The following is a 16,849-nucleotide window of genomic DNA, read 5'->3' on the forward strand; positions in this document are numbered from 1 at the left end:
CCCTGGCAAGCTTCAGCACGAACGGCGCGCTTCAGGAGATACTGCGAAGTATCCAAAACCACGGGAGAATTCAATGGGAATGATGAAAGAATTTCGCGAGTTTGCGATCAAGGGCAATGTGATCGATCTGGCGGTAGGCGTGATCATTGGAGCGGCTTTCGGAAAAATTGTCGACTCGGTGGTCAGCGATCTGATCATGCCGGTAGTCGGGCTGGTGTTCGGCAAGCTCGACTTTTCCAATCTCTTTGTCGTTCTGGGTACGGTCCCAACCGGCACGGCGATGACTCTCGACGCGCTCAAGAAGGCCGGTGTTCCTGTACTGGCCTATGGCAACTTCATTACCGTGGCCGTGAACTTCTTCATTCTGGCCTTCATCATTTTCCTGATGATTCAGCAGATCAACCGCCTAAAACGCAGCCATCCGGAACCTGCACCAGCGCCTGCCGTGACGCCCGAGGACATCGTGCTCCTGCGCGAAATTCGCGACAGCTTGAAAGGCCGCACGCCAGGCGCCTGAGATATCAGGTACTTGAGAGGCGGCGCGCCCAGCGCACTGCCTCAATCAGGCTTGCGGGGTCGGCCTGGCCGGTGCCGGCAATGTCGAACGCTGTTCCGTGGTCCGGGCTGGTGCGCACCAAGGGAAGCCCCAGTGTGACGTTCACGCCCTTATCGACCCCCAGGTACTTGACGGGAATGAGGCCCTGGTCGTGGTACATCGCCACCACAGCGTCGAACTCACCTGGCCGCGCAGGCGTGTGGCGGGCGCGCATGAACACGGTATCGGGCGCCCAGGGGCCCGTTGCGTCTATGCCCTCGCCGCGCGCCCGTGCGATGGTTGGGACAATCACCTCGATTTCCTCGCGCCCGAACAAACCGCCCTCACCCGCGTGCGGGTTCAGGCCCGCCACACCGATGCGCGGGACCCGTCCCAGGCTTTTAAACAGCGCGGAATGCGCAATGCGCAGGGTTTGCAACAGGTTGTCCGGCGTAACAGCAGCTATCGCGTCCCGTAGCGCCATGTGAATACTGACCAGCACAGTGCACAGCTCATCGCTCGCCAGCATCATGCGCACCGGCATGTCGCTCAGTGGCACACCAGCGTGCGCGGCTGCCTGCGCCTGCAGCAGCTCGGTGTGGCCAGGGAAGTCCACTCCCGCCGCATGCAGCGACTCTTTGTGCAGCGGCGCAGTGACCAAACCGGCGATATCGCCCCGCAGCGCCGCCTGCGCGGCCCACACCACGCAGTCTGCTGCGGCGCGGCCGCCCTCGGCACTCACCCTGCCGATGGGGATGGCCGCCGGCAGCCCGGCCAGGGGCAGCACAGGCAGGCAGCGCGGCGGCATATCCCAGGCCTCCTGCGCGGACTGGAGGACCGCCACGGGCAAGTCCGGAATGCCTGGCCGGCGCACGCAGGCAGCTGCGCGGCGCAGGGTGCCAAGCTCGCCAACGACAAACGCGCCGCGCATCTGCTCGGGCGCGTCGCGGAAAGCCTTGGCGATGATTTCAGGCCCGATACCCGCTGGGTCGCCCTGGGTAATGGCAAGTGGTAGGCGTGTGTCCATGAAAATATGAAGAAAATAGCCTGCAACGCTTATTGGTACTGCGCTATAAGCTATTAATTTGATAGTTTACAAAATGCGGTTGGAACCGCTTAGGCGGGGTTGTCAATGTCAATGAAGCGGTGTGTGAGGCCCAGTTGCTGCGCTACGTGGGCCGCCACGGCCGGCGCCCCGTAGCGCTCCGTCGCATGGTGGCCCGCAGCAATGAATCCCGTTCCCATTTCGCGCGCAAGATGGGCCTGCGGTTCGGAAATTTCACCCGTCAGGTACACCTGCGCACCGGCTGCGGCCGCTGCCTCAAAATAAGCTTGCGCGCCGCCAGTGCACCAACCCACCCGGGTCACTGCGCCTTGAGGGCCAGGCACACACACCGGCTCTCGGCCAAGCACCTGGGCCACATGGGCACACAAGGCTGCTGCGCTCGCATACTGCACGCTCGCCAGGCAGCCAAGTTCCTGGTCGCCAAAATGGGCATCCGTCCTCCACCCAAGCGCTTTTCCCAGGCATGCGTTGTTGCCCAGTTCAGGGTGCGCATCAAGCGGCAAGTGGTAGGCAAACAGATTGATGTCATGCGCCAGCAGGCGTTGCAGGCGTTGCTTCATCCAGCCGATGACGCGCCCATCCTGGCCACGCCAGAAAAGCCCGTGGTGCACGAAGATGGCGTCCGCACCAGCGTCAATGGCGGCATCGATCAAAGCCTGGCTGGCGGTCACACCACTGACCACCCGCTCAATGGACGGCCGCCCCTCCACCTGCAGCCCATTCGGGCCATAGTCCTTGAACCGGTCGGGCTGCAGCAGGGTATCAAAGGCGTGCAGCAAGCTCTCGCGCGATATGCTCATGGCACTATTGTGGCGCGCACTGCGCGACAATAGCGTGGCAGCGCTCAACACGGGCTGGGTTGCCTTCTTTCACTTACTGCCTTTCCTTCATGAAACGCCTTTGGCTGCTTTTCTCACAAACCATTACGGTCCTGCTTGCTGCATGGTTTGTGGTCGCCACCCTGCAGCCAGGGTGGCTGCACGGCGTGTCCTTCCCAGGGCGGACGAGTATTTCGCTCGTTGAGGCGCCTACAAGTACCACAACGGCGCCCATGCCTGGCAGCTTTGCCGCAGCCGCCCGCAAAGCCGCGCCCGCAGTGGTCAGCATCAACACCAGCAAGGCGCCAGTGCGCGACCCGCGCAGCGACGACCCATGGTTCCAGTTCTTCTTCGGCAACCAAGGCAGTCAGCCGCAGGCTGGCCTGGGCAGCGGTGTCATCGTCAGCCCGGAGGGGTACATCCTGACCAACAACCATGTGGTCGAAGGGGCCGACGAGATCGACGTCACCCTGAGCGACAGCCGCAAGGCACGCGCACGCGTCATCGGCACCGATCCAGACACCGATCTGGCCATCCTGAAGATTGAGCTCGATAAGCTGCCGGTCATCGTGCTCGGCAACTCGGATGCCGCCCAGGTCGGTGATCGGGTGCTCGCCATCGGCAACCCGTTTGGCGTGGGACAGACCGTCACCAGTGGCATCGTCAGCGCGCTGGGGCGCAGCCAGCTGGGCATCAACACCTTCGAGAACTTCATCCAGACAGACGCCGCCATCAACCCCGGCAATTCCGGTGGTGCACTGGTCGATGCCAATGGCAACCTGCTAGGCATCAACACGGCGATCTACTCGCGCTCGGGCGGCAGCCTGGGGATTGGCTTTGCTATCCCGGTGTCCACCGCCAAGATGGTGCTCGCCAACATCACAGCCCACGGACAGGTGACGCGCGGCTGGATCGGCGTCGAGCCAGGCGAGCTCTCGCCTGAAATGGCGGAAACCTTCGGCGTCAAGGCCCCTTCGGGCGTGATCATCACCGGGGTATTGCAGAATGCGCCGGCAGCGCGTGCCGGGCTGCGACCCGGCGATGTCATCACCGAAGTCGCAGGCAAACCCGTCACGAGCGTGGCCGGACTGTTGAGTGCGGTCGCAGCCCTCAAGCCTGGCGAAATGGCCAGCCTGCGCGTGCAGCGGGGCGAGCACATGCTCGACCTCGAAGTCGAGCCTGGGGTACGCCCGCGCCCCCCGCGCGCTCCCGCAACCCGGTAGCCACCAGCCCCTTCGCCTTCCGCCGTCCATTCAGAAAAAGAAAAAACCGCCCGAAGGCGGTTTTTTCTGAGAGACGAAAAACCGGCTTATCAGGCGGTTTCGCCGTAGACCGAGACCGTCACTTCGACGGCCACATCGTGGTGCAAGTTCACGCTCACGGTGCTGTCGCCGATGGTCTTGATAGGGCCGCTGGGCATACGCACTTGCGACTTGAGCACCTTGAAGCCTTGCTTGTTCAGCTCTTCGGCGATATCACCGTTGGTGACCGAACCAAACAGACGACCGTCCACGCCGGCTTTTTGCGTCAGCTTGACGATTTTGCCTTCAAGCTTGGCGCCTTCGGCTTGCGAGGCGGCGAACTTTTCAGCCGCGGCCTTTTCCAGTTCGGCGCGCTTGGCTTCGAACTCGGCCTTGGCGGTAGCCGTGGCACGGCGGGCTCGGCCCGAAGGAATCAGAAAATTGCGGGCGTAGCCGTCTTTGACCTTGACGAGATCGCCCAGGTTGCCAAGGTTCACAACCTTGTCGAGCAGGATGATTTGCATGACGGGTGCTCCTTAGATCTTGTGCTGGTCGCTGTAAGGCACCAGGGCCAGGAAGCGCGCGCGCTTGATGGCGGTGTTGAGCTGGCGCTGGAAGATCGCTCGCGTGCCAGTAAGGCGCGCGGGGATGATCTTGCCGTTTTCAGCGATGAAGTCGCGCAGCGTGTCCACATCCTTGTAGTCGATTTCCTCGACGCCAGTGACGGTGAAACGGCAGAAGCGCTTGCGCTTGAACAGCAGCGACTGGGTATTGCGCTTGGGGCGCTTGTCTTTGTTGAATTTCTTGAATGCGGCCATTTTCGGACCTCTTAAAAATTAATCGGGTTGAATATCCTGAACGTGCAGCACAGCATGCTTGCCATTGCGAGGCGTGGCCAGAAAGCCGTTGAAGCGCCAGAGGCTGCCTATGGGCTGCTTGGCCAATCGCTCGGCCATCGCACCAAAAGCCACCGCTTTCATCGCTGCCTTGACATCTCGATTCTGTCCTGCCTCTTGCTGCTGCGAGCTGTGCTCAAGCCGCAATTCAATGGCGGGAAGACCGGCGGGCGTGAATCGCAAAGGCTGGGCCTCGGCGATGCAGGCGGTCAAGGCGACGTGGTTCTCCACTGCCCGGGCCAAGCGCTGTGCGTAGCGTTATGCGCGCTCGGTACGCTCGCTGCGCTCACCACGGTCAGGGCGCTCGCCGCGCTCACTGGAGGCAGCGTATTCGGCCTGGCTGGCCTTGCGGGCTTCCTCGCGCTCGACGGTCTTCATCATCGACGAAGGACCGGTATCGGCCTTCTTCTTCAGCACGGTGAGGTGGCGCAGCACGGCGTCGTTGAACTTGAAGGCATGCTCCAGTTCAGCCATGACAGCCTGATCGGCTTCAATGTTGATGCACAGGTAGTGCGCCTTGGCGAGCTTGTTGATCAGGTACGCCAGTTGGCGGCGACCCCAGTCTTCCACGCGGTGCACCTGGCCACCGCCGGCGGTGATCATGCCCTTGTAGCGCTCGAGCATGGCAGGAACCTGCTCGCTTTGATCCGGATGGATCAACAAAATGATTTCGTAATGACGCATGCATACTCCTTGTGGTTGAAAGCCACCCGCTGCGTCCGTAGCAGTGTGGCAAGGCAAAGCCAGCAATTATAGTACGCAGCCGACACCTGCTGCTGGAACACGCCACCACATACCGCGTCATGCAAAATCCTTGAATTAGGCCCTGTCGCCCCCACGTGCGCCGGCATACCTACCTTTCATCCGCTCCTTCGCATTTGAGACGACCGACATGCAAGACAACAACCACAATCCCGCCACGCCGTCCCCGAACCTCCCCCCCGAAGAGCTTGAAGCCGCGATGGCAGCCAACGCCAACGACGAACTGCAGCGCCTGCAGACCGAACTGGCCGAGTTGAAGGCGAAAAGCGCAGATCTGGCGGACCAGTTCCTGCGCGCCAAGGCGGAAGCCGAAAATGCCCGCCGCCGCGCCGAAGAGGAAATTTCCAAGGCACGCAAATTCGGCATCGAGAACTTTGCCGAAGGCCTGCTGCCTGTGGCCGACAGCCTGGACGCCGCGCTCGCTATTCAAAACGCCACCGCGGCGCAGTTGCGCGAAGGCTCTGAAGCCACCTTGCGCCAACTGCACTCGGCGCTGGAGCGCAACCGGGTGCTGGCGATCACGCCTCCGGCGGGCGAAAAGTTCGATCCTCATCGCCACCAAGCCATCAGCATGGTGCCTGCCAACCAGGAACCCAACACCATCGTTTCAGTGCTGCAAAAAGGCTACCTGATTGCCGATCGGGTGCTGCGCCCCGCTCTGGTAACGGTCACTGCGCCCAAATAAGCACAAAAGTGCGCCTGCCCGCTTGAAGCCGGCGACGCAGGCCACAAATAGCAGCCATTCACACCAATTAACTGCCTCGCGGAGAAAAAAATGGGAAAAATCATCGGTATTGACCTCGGCACGACCAACAGCTGCGTTTCCATCATGGAGGGGAACACCACCCGCGTGATCGAAAACAGCGAAGGCGCGCGCACTACGCCTTCCATCGTCGCTTATCTGGAAAACGGTGAAGTGCTGGTGGGCGCGTCGGCCAAACGCCAGGCCGTGACCAACCCCAAGAACACGCTCTACGCCGTCAAACGCCTGATCGGACGCAAGTTCACCGAAAAAGAAGTGCAAAAGGACATCGATCTGATGCCCTACTCCATCGTGGCGGCCGACAACGGCGACGCCTGGGTGGAAGTGCACGGCAAGAAACTCTCGGCACAACAGATCAGCGCAGACATTCTGCGCAAGATGAAGAAGACCGCGGAAGACTTTCTCGGCGAACCCGTGACCGACGCCGTCATCACCGTGCCAGCCTACTTCAACGATGCACAGCGCCAGGCCACCAAGGACGCCGGCCGCATTGCAGGCTTGGACGTCAAGCGCATCATCAACGAACCCACGGCTGCGGCACTGGCCTTTGGCCTCGACAAGCAGTCCAAGGGCGATCGCAAAATCGCGGTGTACGACTTGGGCGGCGGCACATTCGACGTATCCATCATTGAAATTGCCGATGTCGATGGCGAGAAGCAGTTTGAAGTGCTCTCCACCAACGGCGACACCTTCCTGGGTGGCGAAGACTTCGACCAGCGCATCATCGACTACATCATTTCCGAGTTCAAAAAGGACCAGGGCGTGGATCTGTCGAAGGACGTACTAGCGCTGCAGCGCCTAAAGGAAGCCGCTGAAAAGGCCAAGATCGAACTGTCCAACTCGGCTGCGACCGATATCAACCTGCCCTACGTGACGGCAGACGCCTCGGGGCCCAAGCACCTGAATATCAAGCTCACCCGCGCCAAGCTCGAAAGCCTGGTGGACGAGTTGATCGAACGCACCATCGCCCCTTGCCGCACCGCCATCAAGGACGCAGGCATCGGCGTGTCCGACATCAACGACGTCATTCTGGTCGGTGGCATGACCCGCATGCCCAAGGTGCAGGAGAAGGTCAAGGAATTCTTCGGCAAGGAACCCCGCAAGGACGTGAACCCCGACGAAGCCGTGGCCGTGGGCGCGGCGATCCAGGGCCAGGTGCTGTCGGGCGACCGCAAGGACGTGCTGTTGCTGGACGTGACGCCGCTCTCCCTGGGCATTGAAACCCTGGGTGGTGTGATGACCAAGATGATCAGCAAGAACACCACGATTCCGACGAAGTTCGCACAAACCTTCTCCACCGCCGACGACAACCAGCCAGCCGTGACCATCAAGGTGTTCCAGGGCGAGCGTGAGATTGCCGCGGGCAACAAGCTGCTGGGTGAATTCAACCTCGAAGGCATTCCACCAGCATCGCGTGGCACGCCGCAGATCGAAGTGTCGTTCGACATCGATGCCAACGGCATCCTGCACGTAGGCGCCAAGGACAAGGGCACGGGCAAGGAAAACAAGATCACCATCAAGGCCAATTCGGGTCTCTCCGAAGCCGAAATCCAGCAAATGGTCAAGGACGCCGAGGTGAACGCGGCAGACGACAAGAAGAAACTCGAACTGGTGCAGGCCCGCAACCAGGGCGAGGCGGCCGTGCACAGCGTGAACAAGAGCTTGGTCGAGCATGGTGACAAGCTTGATGCTGGCGAAAAAGACGCCATCACCGCGGCAGTCAAGGCCCTGGAAGAAGCCCTCAAGACCGAAGACAAGGCGGATATCGAGACGAAAACCACGGCCCTGATGACCGCCAGCCAGAAGCTGGGCGAGAAGATGTACGCCAATGAGCAGGCGGCCCAGGCAGCGCAGGGCGCTGGTGGTCCGGACGCTTCGGCCCAGCAAAGTGCAGGTTCTGCAGCCGCGGACGACGACAACGTGGTGGATGCCGAAGTCAAGGAAGTGAAGAAGGGCTAAGCCCAGGCGCTGCGCGCCAGGGCGCAGCCGCCCCGACCAAGCCGCCGTGCTGGGAGCCCCAAAGGCTTTCGCGCGGCGTTCCTGTTCCAACCGGGCTGACAACTCCATGTCGAAAAGAGATTTTTACGAAGTCCTTGGCGTTCCCAAGAACGCCTCCGAGGATGAGATCAAGAAGGCCTATCGCAAGCTGGCGATGAAGCACCACCCTGACCGCAACCAGGGCGATACGGGCAAGGCAGCAGAAGACCGTTTCAAGGAGGCCAAAGAGGCCTACGAAATGCTGTCGGATTCGCAGAAGCGCGCGGCCTACGACCAGTACGGACACGCGGGCGTTGACCCCAACATGCGCGGCCCCGGCGGTCCGGGCGCTGAGGGCTTTGGCGGGTTTGCCGAAGCCTTTGGCGATATCTTTGGTGACATGTTCAACCAGGGCGGGCGCGGGCGCGGCCAGGGCGGGCGCCAGGTCTACCGTGGCAGCGACCTGAGCTACGCCATGGAAGTCACGCTGGAAGAAGCCGCACGTGGCAAAGACGCCCAGATCCGCATCCCTTCGTGGGAAGCCTGCGAGACCTGCCACGGAAACGGTGCCAAGCCTGGCACCAGCGCCAAAACCTGCGGCACCTGCAGTGGCTCCGGCACGGTGCAGATGCGCCAGGGGTTCTTCAGCGTGCAGCAGACCTGCCCGCACTGCCGCGGCACGGGCAAGATCATCCCCGAGCCCTGCCCCAGTTGCCAGGGCCAGGGCCGCGTGAAGAAGCAGAAGACGCTGGAAGTGAAGATTCCGGCCGGCATCGACGACGGCATGCGCATTCGCTCGACCGGCAACGGCGAGCCCGGCACCAATGGCGGGCCGCCCGGTGACCTGTACATCGAAATCCGCATGAAGAAGCACGACATCTTCGAGCGCGACGGCGACGATCTGCACTGTCAGGTGCCGGTGAGCTTCATCACCGCGGCGCTGGGCGGCGAAATCGACGTGCCCACCCTCGACGGCAAAGCGGCCATCGACATCCCCGAGGGCACCCAGGCCGGCAAGCAGTTCCGCCTGCGCGGCAAGGGCGTCAAGGGCGTGCGCGCCAGCTACCCCGGCGACCTGTATTGCCATATTGCGGTCGAGACCCCGGTCAAGCTGACCGAGCACCAGCGCAAGCTCTTGCGAGAGCTCGAAGAATCGCTGAAAAAGGGCGGCGCCCGCCACTCGCCTAGCGGCGAGAGTTGGACCGACAAGCTCAAGAGCTTCTTCAGTTAAGTTGGCTACCATGGGGCTCCAGAGCGCATCGGAGTACCCATGGCCCCCAGCATCACGTTTCTCGGCGCTGCCAGCACCGTTACCGGATCCAAATACCTCGTTCGCCACGATGGGCACTGTGTCCTGGTGGATTGCGGTCTGTTCCAAGGTTACAAACAGCTGCGGCTGCGCAACTGGCAACCTCTGAGCGTCGACCCGGCGCACATCGATGCGGTGCTGCTGACCCATGCGCACCTGGACCACAGCGGCTACCTGCCGCTGCTGGCGCGTGATGGCTTTCACGGCGCGGTCCATGCCACCGCCGCCACCCGCGATCTATGCGGCATTCTGCTGCCCGACAGCGGCCATTTACAGGAAGAAGACGCGGCGTATCTCAACCGCCACGGCCTGAGCAAGCACTCGCCTGCGCTGCCGCTGTACACGCGGCTTGATGCGCAGCATTGCCTGCGCCAGTTCCACACCCATGCACTGCACCGCAGCTTCGAGCCGGTGCCAGGCTGGCGCGCCACGTTCAGTTCCGCCGGTCACATCCTGGGCGCCGCCAGCATCCTGCTGGAAGTCGGCGGCCATCGCATTCTCTTTTCCGGCGATCTGGGCCGGGACGACGATCTCGTGATGGCACCGCCCGAGGCGCCGCCACAAGCCGACACGGTCCTGATCGAATCGACCTATGGCGACCGCCAGCACCCTCCAGAGAACATGGTGGACGAGCTGGGCGCAGCGCTGGCGCCCGTCGCGAAGCGTGGGGGCGTGGCCGTGGTGCCGGTGTTTGCCGTGGGCCGCGCGCAGTCGGTGCTGCACGCCATCAACCTGCTCAAAGAGCGCGGCGCACTGCCCCGGCAGTTGCCGGTGTTTCTTGACAGCCCCATGGCCGTCAACACCACGGCCTTGTTTGCCCATCACCCGCAGGAGCACCGCCTCAGCACGGATGAAGTGCATGCGCTGTCGCACAGCGCGACCATGGTGCAGACCACCGAAGACTCCAAGGCGCTGGCCAAGCGCCACGGACCGATGGTGATTCTGTCGGCCAGCGGCATGGCCACGGGCGGGCGCGTGCTGCACCATCTCGCGCTGTATGCGGGCGACCACCGCAACCTGATCGTGCTCACCGGCCACCAGGCCCCCGGAACCCGCGGCGCCCGCCTCGCGGCCGGCGAGAAAAGCATTCGCATCCATGGCCAGGAGGTGGCTATCCGCGCCCAGGTGGTACAGATCACCTCAGCGTCCGCCCATGCCGATGGCGATCAGACCCTGGCCTGGCTGCGCCGCCTGGACCACGCCCCCAGCCAGGTGTTCGTGGTGCATGGGGAGATGGCCGCCGCCGACCGCTTGCGCGAACGCATCGCCCACGAACTGCGCTGGCCAGCGCTGGTGCCCGAGCAAGGCGCAGTTCATTCGCTGTAGGTGCGGTTCGGCCCGCGCGTATTTGAATTCCTTAGACATCGCGTTTTGCGATGTCTAAGGAATATTTATTCGAAGAAAATACAAAGACTTCGTTTTTCAAGGGGTCTTTGCTTCCATGTCCCGCTCCGAGCGCAACTTTGCGCGCCGTATCGACCTGACCTCGCTGCAGCTTTTTGTTGCGGTATGCGAGCTGGGCAGCATCGGCCGGGCGGCGGAGCGCGAGTTCTTGGCGGCCTCGGCCGTCAGCAAAAGGCTGGCGGACCTGGAAGCCGCCGTGGAAACCCCCCTGCTCTACCGCCACAGCCGCGGCGTGCGGCCGACCCCCGCCGGCGAGAGCCTGCTGCACCACGCACGCACTGTCCTGTTCGGCCTGGAACGCATGCAGGGCGAACTGGGCGAATACGCGGGCGGGGTGCGCGGCCACGTGCGCGTGCATGCCAATATTTCCGCCATCGTGGGTTTTTTGCCGGAAGACCTGGGCGGCTTTGCACGCGCCCATCCCCACATCAAGATCGACCTGCAGGAACACCTGAGCGGCGCCGTGCAGCATGCCGTCAGCGAGGGCGCGGCCGATCTGGGAATTTGTCATCTGGGCCCAAACAGCACAGCCGCCGACTTGCAAACCCGACCGTACCGCAGCGACCGGCTCGTCTTGGCCGTGCCAACAGGGCACCCATTGGCGGCGCGGGACGGCGTGCAGTTCAGCGAAATCCTCGACCACGACATCGTCGGCCTGCACGCCAATAGCAGCATCAGCCTGGCGATGCGCACAGCGGCCGCCGCCGCGGGCCGCACGCTGCGCCAGCGCATCCAGGTGACAGGCGTGGACGCCATGTGCCGCATGATCGACAACGGCCTGGGCATCGGCCTGCTGCCCGATCGCGCCTTTGCCCTGCTGCGCGGCGTGGGCCAGCTCCAGGCCGTGCCCCTGCTGGAGCCCTGGGCCGAGCGCGCCCTCACGCTGGTGGCGCGCGACTTTGGCGCCCTGCCGGTCACGGCCCACTTGCTCGCGCAGCACCTGGCCCCTGCTGCTGCGGACGAGTGCGACAAAACCTAAAATTCATCTCCCCACCTGAAAGAAGAGCACCCCATGGGACGCACCCTGTACGACAAGATCTGGGACGAGCACGTCGTCCACACCGAAGAAGACGGCACGTCCATCCTCTACATCGACCGCCATCTGGTGCACGAAGTCACCAGCCCCCAGGCGTTCGAGGGCCTGCGCCAGGCCGGGCGCAAGGTCTGGCGCATGAGCTCCATTGTTGCCACGGCTGACCACAACACCCCTACCACCGGCTGGGAACAGGGCTACGACGGCATCACCGACCCGATCAGCAAGGAGCAGATCACCACGCTGAACGACAACATGGCGCAGATCAGCCCGGCGGCGTTCTTCCCGTTCATGCACCAGCGCCAGGGCATCGTGCACGTCATCGGCCCGGAAAACGGCGCCACGCTGCCCGGCATGACCGTCGTCTGCGGCGATTCGCACACCTCCACCCATGGCGCCTTTGGCGCATTGGCCCACGGCATCGGCACCAGCGAGGTCGAGCACGTGATGGCCACGCAAACCCTGCTGGCCAAGAAGGCCAAGAACCTGCTGGTGCAGGTCAACGGCCAGGTGGCGCCCGGCATCACCGCCAAGGACATCGTGCTGGCCATCATCGGGAAGATTGGCACTGCGGGCGGCACGGGCTACACGATTGAGTTTTCCGGCCCAGCCATTCGCGCGCTCAGCATGGAAGGCCGCATGACGGTCTGCAACATGGCCATCGAAGCCGGTGCCCGCGCCGGCTTGGTGGCGGTGGACGAAAAAACCATCGACTACCTGCGCGGCAAGCCCCTGGCGCCAGGCTACGACGCAAAAACCGGGCGCTTTGTCGGCGGCGCCGAATGGGACCAGGCCGCGGCCTACTGGCGCACCCTGCATTCCGACCCGGATGCTGCCTTCGACGCAGTGGTCACCTTGAACGCCGCAGACATCGTTCCGCAAGTCACCTGGGGCACCTCGCCCGAAATGGTGCTGGGCGTGGACGGCCACGTGCCCGACCCCGACAAGGAAAAGGACGCCAGCAAGCGCGGCGCGATCGAGCGGGCACTTACCTACATGGGCCTACAGCCCGGCAAGGCCATGGACGACATCACCATCGACAAGGTGTTCATCGGCTCGTGCACCAACAGCCGCATCGAGGACATCCGAGAAGCTGCTGCCGTGGTGAAGAAGCTCGGCCGCAAGGTGGCGGGCAACGTGAAACTCGCCATGGTGGTGCCGGGCTCGGGCCTGGTGAAGCAGCAGGCCGAGCGCGAGGGGCTGGACGCCATCTTCAAGGCCGCCGGCTTTGAGTGGCGCGAACCCGGCTGCTCCATGTGCCTGGCGATGAACGCCGACCGCCTGGAGCCGGGCGAACGCTGTGCATCCACCTCCAACCGCAACTTCGAAGGCCGCCAGGGCGCGGGCGGGCGCACGCACCTGGTCAGCCCCGCCATGGCCGCCGCAGCTGCCGTGCACGGCCATTTCGTGGATATTCGCAAGTTCGCCTAAGCTGCTTGCCGTTTTGTCCGACTGCGCTATTGCCTAAGGAGCATCACCATGAAAACCACCGCCACCCTCCTCACGCTCGCCCTGGCCTTCTTTCTTGCCGGCTGCAACACGGTCAAGGGGATGGGCCAGGACATTGGCCGAGCCGGCAGCGCCATCGAGCGCGCCGCCAAATAAGAAAGCCCAGCATGCAGAAATTCAACACCCACAAGGGCCTCGTCGCCCCCATGGACCGCGAAAACGTCGACACCGACGCCATCATTCCCAAGCAGTTCCTCAAATCCATCAAGAAGACGGGTTTTGGCGTCAACCTGTTTGACGAATGGCGCTACCTTGACCACGGCGAGCCCGGCCAGGACCCGGCCAGCCGCAAGCCCAACCCCGATTTCGTGCTGAACCAGCCGCGCTACCAAGGCGCCTCCATCCTGCTGGCGCGCAAGAACTTTGGCTGCGGATCAAGCCGCGAGCACGCGCCCTGGGCGCTGGACCAATACGGCTTTCGCTGCGTGATCGCGCCCAGCTATGCCGACATCTTCTACAACAACTGCTTCAAGAACGGCCTGCTGCCGATTCAGTTGCCAGAAGCCACGGTGGCCCAGTTGTTCGACGAGGTGCTGGCCTTCCCCGGCTACCAGCTCACCATCGACCTGGAGCGCCAAGTGATCGTGCGCCCGCAGGGACAAGAAATTGCGTTTGAAGTGCAGGCCTTTCGCAAGTACTGCCTGCTGGGCGGCCTGGACGACATCGGCCTGACGCTGCGCCAGTCGGACAAGATCAAGGCGTTTGAAGCCGAGCGCCTGGCCACCAAGCCCTGGCTGGCGCATTCGATGGCGTCCTGAAAATTTACACACAAAATAGGCCTCCAGCGCTTATCCATAAAGCGCTTACAGCTATCAAAATAAGAGTATTCTCATGATGAAAATCGCGGTGTTGCCGGGTGACGGCATTGGCACAGAAATCGTCGCCGAGGCCATCAAGGTCCTGGATGCGCTGGGCCTCCCCTTCGAGATGGAATCGGCCCTGGTGGGCGGCGCTGCCTACGAGGCGCACGGCCACCCTCTGCCCGAGTCCACCCTGAAGCTCGCCAAGGAGTCCGACGCCATCCTGTTTGGCGCCGTGGGCGACTGGAAATACGACAAACTCGACCGCCCCCTGCGCCCCGAGCAAGCCATTTTGGGCCTGCGCAAGCACCTGGGCCTGTTTGCCAATTTCCGCCCCGCCATCTGCTATGAGCAATTGGTGGGCGCGTCGAGCCTCAAGCCCGAGCTGATTGCAGGCCTCGACATCCTCATCATCCGCGAGCTGACCGGCGATATCTACTTCGGCCAGCCGCGCGGCCGCCGCACCGCCGTGGACGGCCACTTCCCCGGTGCCGAAGAAGCCTTCGACACCATGCGCTACAGCCGCCCCGAGATCGAACGCATCGCCCACGTCGCCTTCCAGGCGGCGCGCAAGCGCAGCAAACGCGTGACCAGCGTGGACAAAGCCAACGTCTTGGAGACTTTCCAGTTCTGGAAAGACGTGATGACCGAAGTCGGCCAGCAATACCCCGACGTGGAACTGCAGCACATGTACGTGGACAACGCGGCCATGCAACTCGTCAAGGCGCCCAAGGCGTTTGACGTGATCGTCACCGGCAATATGTTTGGCGACATCCTCTCGGACGAAGCCTCCATGCTCACCGGCTCGATTGGCATGCTCCCCTCGGCATCGCTGAATGCCAAAAACCAGGGCCTGTACGAACCGAGCCACGGCAGCGCACCGGATATCGCCGGCAAAGGTGTGGCCAACCCGCTGGCCACCATCCTCAGCGCCGCCATGATGCTGCGCTTCAGTCTGAACCAGGAAGCCGCCGCCCAGCGCATTGAGGCCGCCGTGCAAAGCGTGCTGGCCCAAGGCCTGCGCACGCCGGATATCTACAGCGCAGGCACCACCAAGGTGGGCACAGCGCAGATGGGGGATGCGGTGGTGACGGCACTGGGCTAACCGGCTCCAAAACCCGGCGGGTCGTCTGCCGGGTGAAATTCACCATCCAGTACAATTCAGCCCCATGCTCGCCGCTTGCCCGTTCGCATTGAACCCCACATCCGCCACCCTGGCCGATGTAGCAACGCGCGCAAGCACCACCAAAACCACGACCATTAAGGGCTGATCCAGCTCCGGTTCGTCGTGCGCCCTCCCTGGCCAGACGAGCCGGGGCAAAACAGTCTGGTCTGCACTGTTTTTTTAACTTGATAGGGGCGTTGAAATGAGCAAGTTGGTAGGACTCGTCGGCTGGCGCGGCATGGTCGGCTCGGTATTGATGGACCGCATGGCCGAAGAAAAAGACTTCGACCTGATCGAGCCGCTGTTTTTCTCCACGTCGAATGCCGGCGGCAAGGCCCCCGCACAGGCCAAGAACGAAGCCACGCTGCAAGACGCTTTCAACATCGACGCCCTCAAGCGCTGCGACATCATCATCACGGCCCAAGGGGGCGACTACACGAACGAGGTCTACCCCAAGCTGCGCGCTGCAGGCTGGGCTGGCCACTGGATTGACGCCGCATCCGCCCTGCGCATGGAGAAGAACGCCGTCATCGTGCTGGACCCGGTGAACATGCCCGTGATCAAGAACGCCTTGGCGCGGGGAGGCAAAGACTGGATCGGCGGCAACTGCACGGTCAGTTGCATGCTGATGGGAGTGGGCGCGCTCTACAAGGCAGGGCTCGTGGAGTGGATGAGCACGCAGACCTACCAGGCGGCCTCGGGCGGCGGCGCCCAGCACATGCGCGAGCTGCTGACGCAGTACGGCACACTGAACGCCGAGGTCAAGGCACTGCTGGACGACCCCAAGAGCGCCATTCTGGAGATCGACCGCAAGGTCATCGCCAAGCAACGCGCGCTCACCAGCGCCGAAACGGCCAACTTCGGCGTACCCCTGGGGGGTTCGCTGATTCCCTGGATCGACAAAGACCTCGGCGACGGCATGTCCAAGGAAGAATGGAAGGGCATGGCCGAGACGAACAAGATTCTGGGCATGGGCGAGGGCTTCGACTCCGCTGCGATTCCCGTCGATGGCTTCTGCGTGCGCGTCGGCGCCATGCGCTGCCACAGCCAGGCACTGACCTTCAAGCTGAAGAAGGACGTCCCCGTGGCCGATATTGAAGCCATGATCGCGGCCGACAACGAATGGGTGCAGGTGGTGCCCAACACCCGCGAAGCCACCATCAAGTCTCTCACGCCTGTGGCCGTCACCGGCACGATGCAGATTCCCGTGGGCCGCATCCGCAAGCTGGCCATGGGGCCGGAATACGTTGGAGCATTCACCGTCGGCGACCAGCTTTTGTGGGGTGCGGCCGAGCCGCTGCGGCGTATGGTGCGCATCCTGCTGGATGCCTGAACGGGTACAAAGCACGGTCAGGGCACGCGGCGCTCGTTGTGGCGAGACAACAGCCCCGCGTGCTGGGAACCCTTCGGCTTGCCTGCCAGAAGCTTCCCCATTGCCTTAGCTTGTCACTGCAAAACATTGCTGCTATGGTGCTTTTACCTATTTTCTATGCCGGAGCGGATTGGGCATTCAGACCATGAAAAACGATATCCCGTTCGGCAACGTCCCCCACTCCTATCCGCTAATGGCA

The 16,849-nt window shown here is 62.9% G+C and carries 18 protein-coding genes; 12 read left to right on the forward strand and 6 right to left on the reverse strand.

What is annotated here, in order from left to right; translation table 11 throughout:
• Positions 1 to 73 precede the first annotated feature (73 nt).
• Positions 74 to 517 (forward strand): large conductance mechanosensitive channel protein MscL, encoded by a 444-nt coding sequence (gene mscL / locus D3F03_RS05645; RefSeq protein WP_119108305.1) that lies wholly within the window; start codon positions 74 to 76, stop codon positions 515 to 517.
• Positions 518 to 521: 4 nt separating this feature from the next.
• Here mscL and pdxA read toward each other — a convergent pair whose 3' ends face one another.
• Both pdxA and D3F03_RS05655 read right to left on the reverse strand, forming a co-directional pair.
• Positions 522 to 1,562: a 4-hydroxythreonine-4-phosphate dehydrogenase PdxA gene (gene pdxA / locus D3F03_RS05650; RefSeq protein WP_119108306.1), complete on the reverse strand. Its 1,041-nt coding sequence runs from the start codon at positions 1,560 to 1,562 to the stop codon at positions 522 to 524.
• 89 nt (positions 1,563 to 1,651) lie between these two features.
• Positions 1,652 to 2,401, reverse strand: a complete 750-nt coding sequence (locus D3F03_RS05655) for a Nif3-like dinuclear metal center hexameric protein (RefSeq protein ID WP_119108307.1) — start codon at positions 2,399 to 2,401, stop codon at positions 1,652 to 1,654.
• 89 nt (positions 2,402 to 2,490) lie between these two features.
• Between D3F03_RS05655 and D3F03_RS05660 the strand changes: the two genes are divergently transcribed.
• Positions 2,491 to 3,642 (forward strand): S1C family serine protease, encoded by a 1,152-nt coding sequence (locus D3F03_RS05660; protein WP_119108308.1) that lies wholly within the window; start codon positions 2,491 to 2,493, stop codon positions 3,640 to 3,642.
• Positions 3,643 to 3,731: 89 nt separating this feature from the next.
• Here D3F03_RS05660 and rplI read toward each other — a convergent pair whose 3' ends face one another.
• The 4 genes from rplI to rpsF are packed head-to-tail and all read right to left on the reverse strand — an operon-like array spanning position 3,732 to position 5,240.
• On the reverse strand, positions 3,732 to 4,184 hold the full coding sequence (rplI, locus tag D3F03_RS05665) for a 50S ribosomal protein L9 (protein ID WP_119108309.1): 453 nt from the start codon (positions 4,182 to 4,184) through the stop codon (positions 3,732 to 3,734).
• Positions 4,185 to 4,196: 12 nt separating this feature from the next.
• The gene (gene rpsR / locus D3F03_RS05670) at positions 4,197 to 4,478 is read right to left on the reverse strand and encodes a 30S ribosomal protein S18 (RefSeq protein ID WP_119108310.1); all 282 of its coding nucleotides are present in this window, start codon (positions 4,476 to 4,478) and stop codon (positions 4,197 to 4,199) included.
• Between the two features lie 18 nt (positions 4,479 to 4,496).
• Entirely contained in the window at positions 4,497 to 4,787 is a 291-nt protein-coding gene (gene priB, locus D3F03_RS05675) for a primosomal replication protein N (RefSeq protein WP_119108311.1), read from the reverse strand.
• A gap of 27 nt (positions 4,788 to 4,814) precedes the next feature.
• Positions 4,815 to 5,240: a 30S ribosomal protein S6 gene (gene rpsF / locus D3F03_RS05680; protein WP_119108312.1), complete on the reverse strand. Its 426-nt coding sequence runs from the start codon at positions 5,238 to 5,240 to the stop codon at positions 4,815 to 4,817.
• Positions 5,241 to 5,448: 208 nt separating this feature from the next.
• On the opposite strand from rpsF, the gene grpE reads away from it, so the two are divergent.
• The 10 genes from grpE (at position 5,449) to asd (ending at position 16,611) form a co-directional block, all read left to right on the forward strand.
• Entirely contained in the window at positions 5,449 to 6,003 is a 555-nt protein-coding gene (gene grpE / locus D3F03_RS05685; RefSeq protein WP_119108313.1) for a nucleotide exchange factor GrpE, read from the forward strand.
• Between the two features lie 90 nt (positions 6,004 to 6,093).
• Entirely contained in the window at positions 6,094 to 8,040 is a 1,947-nt protein-coding gene (dnaK, locus tag D3F03_RS05690) for a molecular chaperone DnaK (protein ID WP_119108314.1), read from the forward strand.
• Positions 8,041 to 8,146: 106 nt separating this feature from the next.
• A complete protein-coding gene (gene dnaJ / locus D3F03_RS05695) occupies positions 8,147 to 9,289 on the forward strand; it encodes a molecular chaperone DnaJ (protein ID WP_119108315.1) in 1,143 nt (380 codons plus the stop codon).
• 39 nt (positions 9,290 to 9,328) lie between these two features.
• On the forward strand, positions 9,329 to 10,693 hold the full coding sequence (locus tag D3F03_RS05700) for an MBL fold metallo-hydrolase (protein WP_119108316.1): 1,365 nt from the start codon (positions 9,329 to 9,331) through the stop codon (positions 10,691 to 10,693).
• A gap of 115 nt (positions 10,694 to 10,808) precedes the next feature.
• Positions 10,809 to 11,750, forward strand: coding sequence for a LysR family transcriptional regulator (locus D3F03_RS05705; RefSeq protein WP_119108317.1), 942 nt, complete (start codon positions 10,809 to 10,811; stop codon positions 11,748 to 11,750).
• Between the two features lie 33 nt (positions 11,751 to 11,783).
• A complete protein-coding gene (gene leuC, locus D3F03_RS05710) occupies positions 11,784 to 13,235 on the forward strand; it encodes a 3-isopropylmalate dehydratase large subunit (protein WP_119108318.1) in 1,452 nt (483 codons plus the stop codon).
• A 48-nt stretch (positions 13,236 to 13,283) separates the two neighbouring features.
• Positions 13,284 to 13,409: an entericidin A/B family lipoprotein gene (locus tag D3F03_RS05715; protein ID WP_119108319.1), complete on the forward strand. Its 126-nt coding sequence runs from the start codon at positions 13,284 to 13,286 to the stop codon at positions 13,407 to 13,409.
• Positions 13,410 to 13,420: 11 nt separating this feature from the next.
• Positions 13,421 to 14,071 carry a 3-isopropylmalate dehydratase small subunit gene (gene leuD, locus D3F03_RS05720; RefSeq protein WP_119108320.1) on the forward strand — a complete coding sequence of 217 codons (651 nt, stop codon included), beginning with the start codon at positions 13,421 to 13,423 and terminating at the stop codon, positions 14,069 to 14,071.
• Between the two features lie 76 nt (positions 14,072 to 14,147).
• On the forward strand, positions 14,148 to 15,218 hold the full coding sequence (gene leuB / locus D3F03_RS05725; RefSeq protein ID WP_119108597.1) for a 3-isopropylmalate dehydrogenase: 1,071 nt from the start codon (positions 14,148 to 14,150) through the stop codon (positions 15,216 to 15,218).
• 262 nt (positions 15,219 to 15,480) lie between these two features.
• Complete coding sequence (gene asd, locus D3F03_RS05730; RefSeq protein WP_119108321.1) at positions 15,481 to 16,611, forward strand: aspartate-semialdehyde dehydrogenase; 1,131 nt, start codon at positions 15,481 to 15,483, stop codon at positions 16,609 to 16,611.
• The last annotated feature ends 238 nt before the right edge of the window (positions 16,612 to 16,849 follow it).

It is taken from the genome of Simplicispira hankyongi (assembly GCF_003570885.1).
In the GTDB taxonomy this organism is placed as follows: domain Bacteria; phylum Pseudomonadota; class Gammaproteobacteria; order Burkholderiales; family Burkholderiaceae_C; genus Simplicispira; species Simplicispira hankyongi.

What these genes read in the sequence shown, in the direction of transcription:
- pdxA (WP_119108306.1), bottom strand. Translation starts at nt 1,562, where the DNA reads ATGGACACACGCCTACCACTTGCCATTACCCAGGGCGACCCAGCGGGT.
- dnaK (WP_119108314.1), top strand. Translation starts at nt 6,094, where the DNA reads ATGGGAAAAATCATCGGTATTGACCTCGGCACGACCAACAGCTGCGTT.
- leuB (WP_119108597.1), top strand. Translation starts at nt 14,148, where the DNA reads ATGAAAATCGCGGTGTTGCCGGGTGACGGCATTGGCACAGAAATCGTC.
- rplI (WP_119108309.1), bottom strand. Translation starts at nt 4,184, where the DNA reads ATGCAAATCATCCTGCTCGACAAGGTTGTGAACCTTGGCAACCTGGGC.
- grpE (WP_119108313.1), top strand. Translation starts at nt 5,449, where the DNA reads ATGCAAGACAACAACCACAATCCCGCCACGCCGTCCCCGAACCTCCCC.
- leuC (WP_119108318.1), top strand. Translation starts at nt 11,784, where the DNA reads ATGGGACGCACCCTGTACGACAAGATCTGGGACGAGCACGTCGTCCAC.
- mscL (WP_119108305.1), top strand. Translation starts at nt 74, where the DNA reads ATGGGAATGATGAAAGAATTTCGCGAGTTTGCGATCAAGGGCAATGTG.
- D3F03_RS05655 (WP_119108307.1), bottom strand. Translation starts at nt 2,401, where the DNA reads ATGAGCATATCGCGCGAGAGCTTGCTGCACGCCTTTGATACCCTGCTG.
- D3F03_RS05715 (WP_119108319.1), top strand. Translation starts at nt 13,284, where the DNA reads ATGAAAACCACCGCCACCCTCCTCACGCTCGCCCTGGCCTTCTTTCTT.
- D3F03_RS05660 (WP_119108308.1), top strand. Translation starts at nt 2,491, where the DNA reads ATGAAACGCCTTTGGCTGCTTTTCTCACAAACCATTACGGTCCTGCTT.
- leuD (WP_119108320.1), top strand. Translation starts at nt 13,421, where the DNA reads ATGCAGAAATTCAACACCCACAAGGGCCTCGTCGCCCCCATGGACCGC.
- D3F03_RS05705 (WP_119108317.1), top strand. Translation starts at nt 10,809, where the DNA reads ATGTCCCGCTCCGAGCGCAACTTTGCGCGCCGTATCGACCTGACCTCG.
- rpsR (WP_119108310.1), bottom strand. Translation starts at nt 4,478, where the DNA reads ATGGCCGCATTCAAGAAATTCAACAAAGACAAGCGCCCCAAGCGCAAT.
- dnaJ (WP_119108315.1), top strand. Translation starts at nt 8,147, where the DNA reads ATGTCGAAAAGAGATTTTTACGAAGTCCTTGGCGTTCCCAAGAACGCC.
- rpsF (WP_119108312.1), bottom strand. Translation starts at nt 5,240, where the DNA reads ATGCGTCATTACGAAATCATTTTGTTGATCCATCCGGATCAAAGCGAG.
- asd (WP_119108321.1), top strand. Translation starts at nt 15,481, where the DNA reads ATGAGCAAGTTGGTAGGACTCGTCGGCTGGCGCGGCATGGTCGGCTCG.
- D3F03_RS05700 (WP_119108316.1), top strand. Translation starts at nt 9,329, where the DNA reads ATGGCCCCCAGCATCACGTTTCTCGGCGCTGCCAGCACCGTTACCGGA.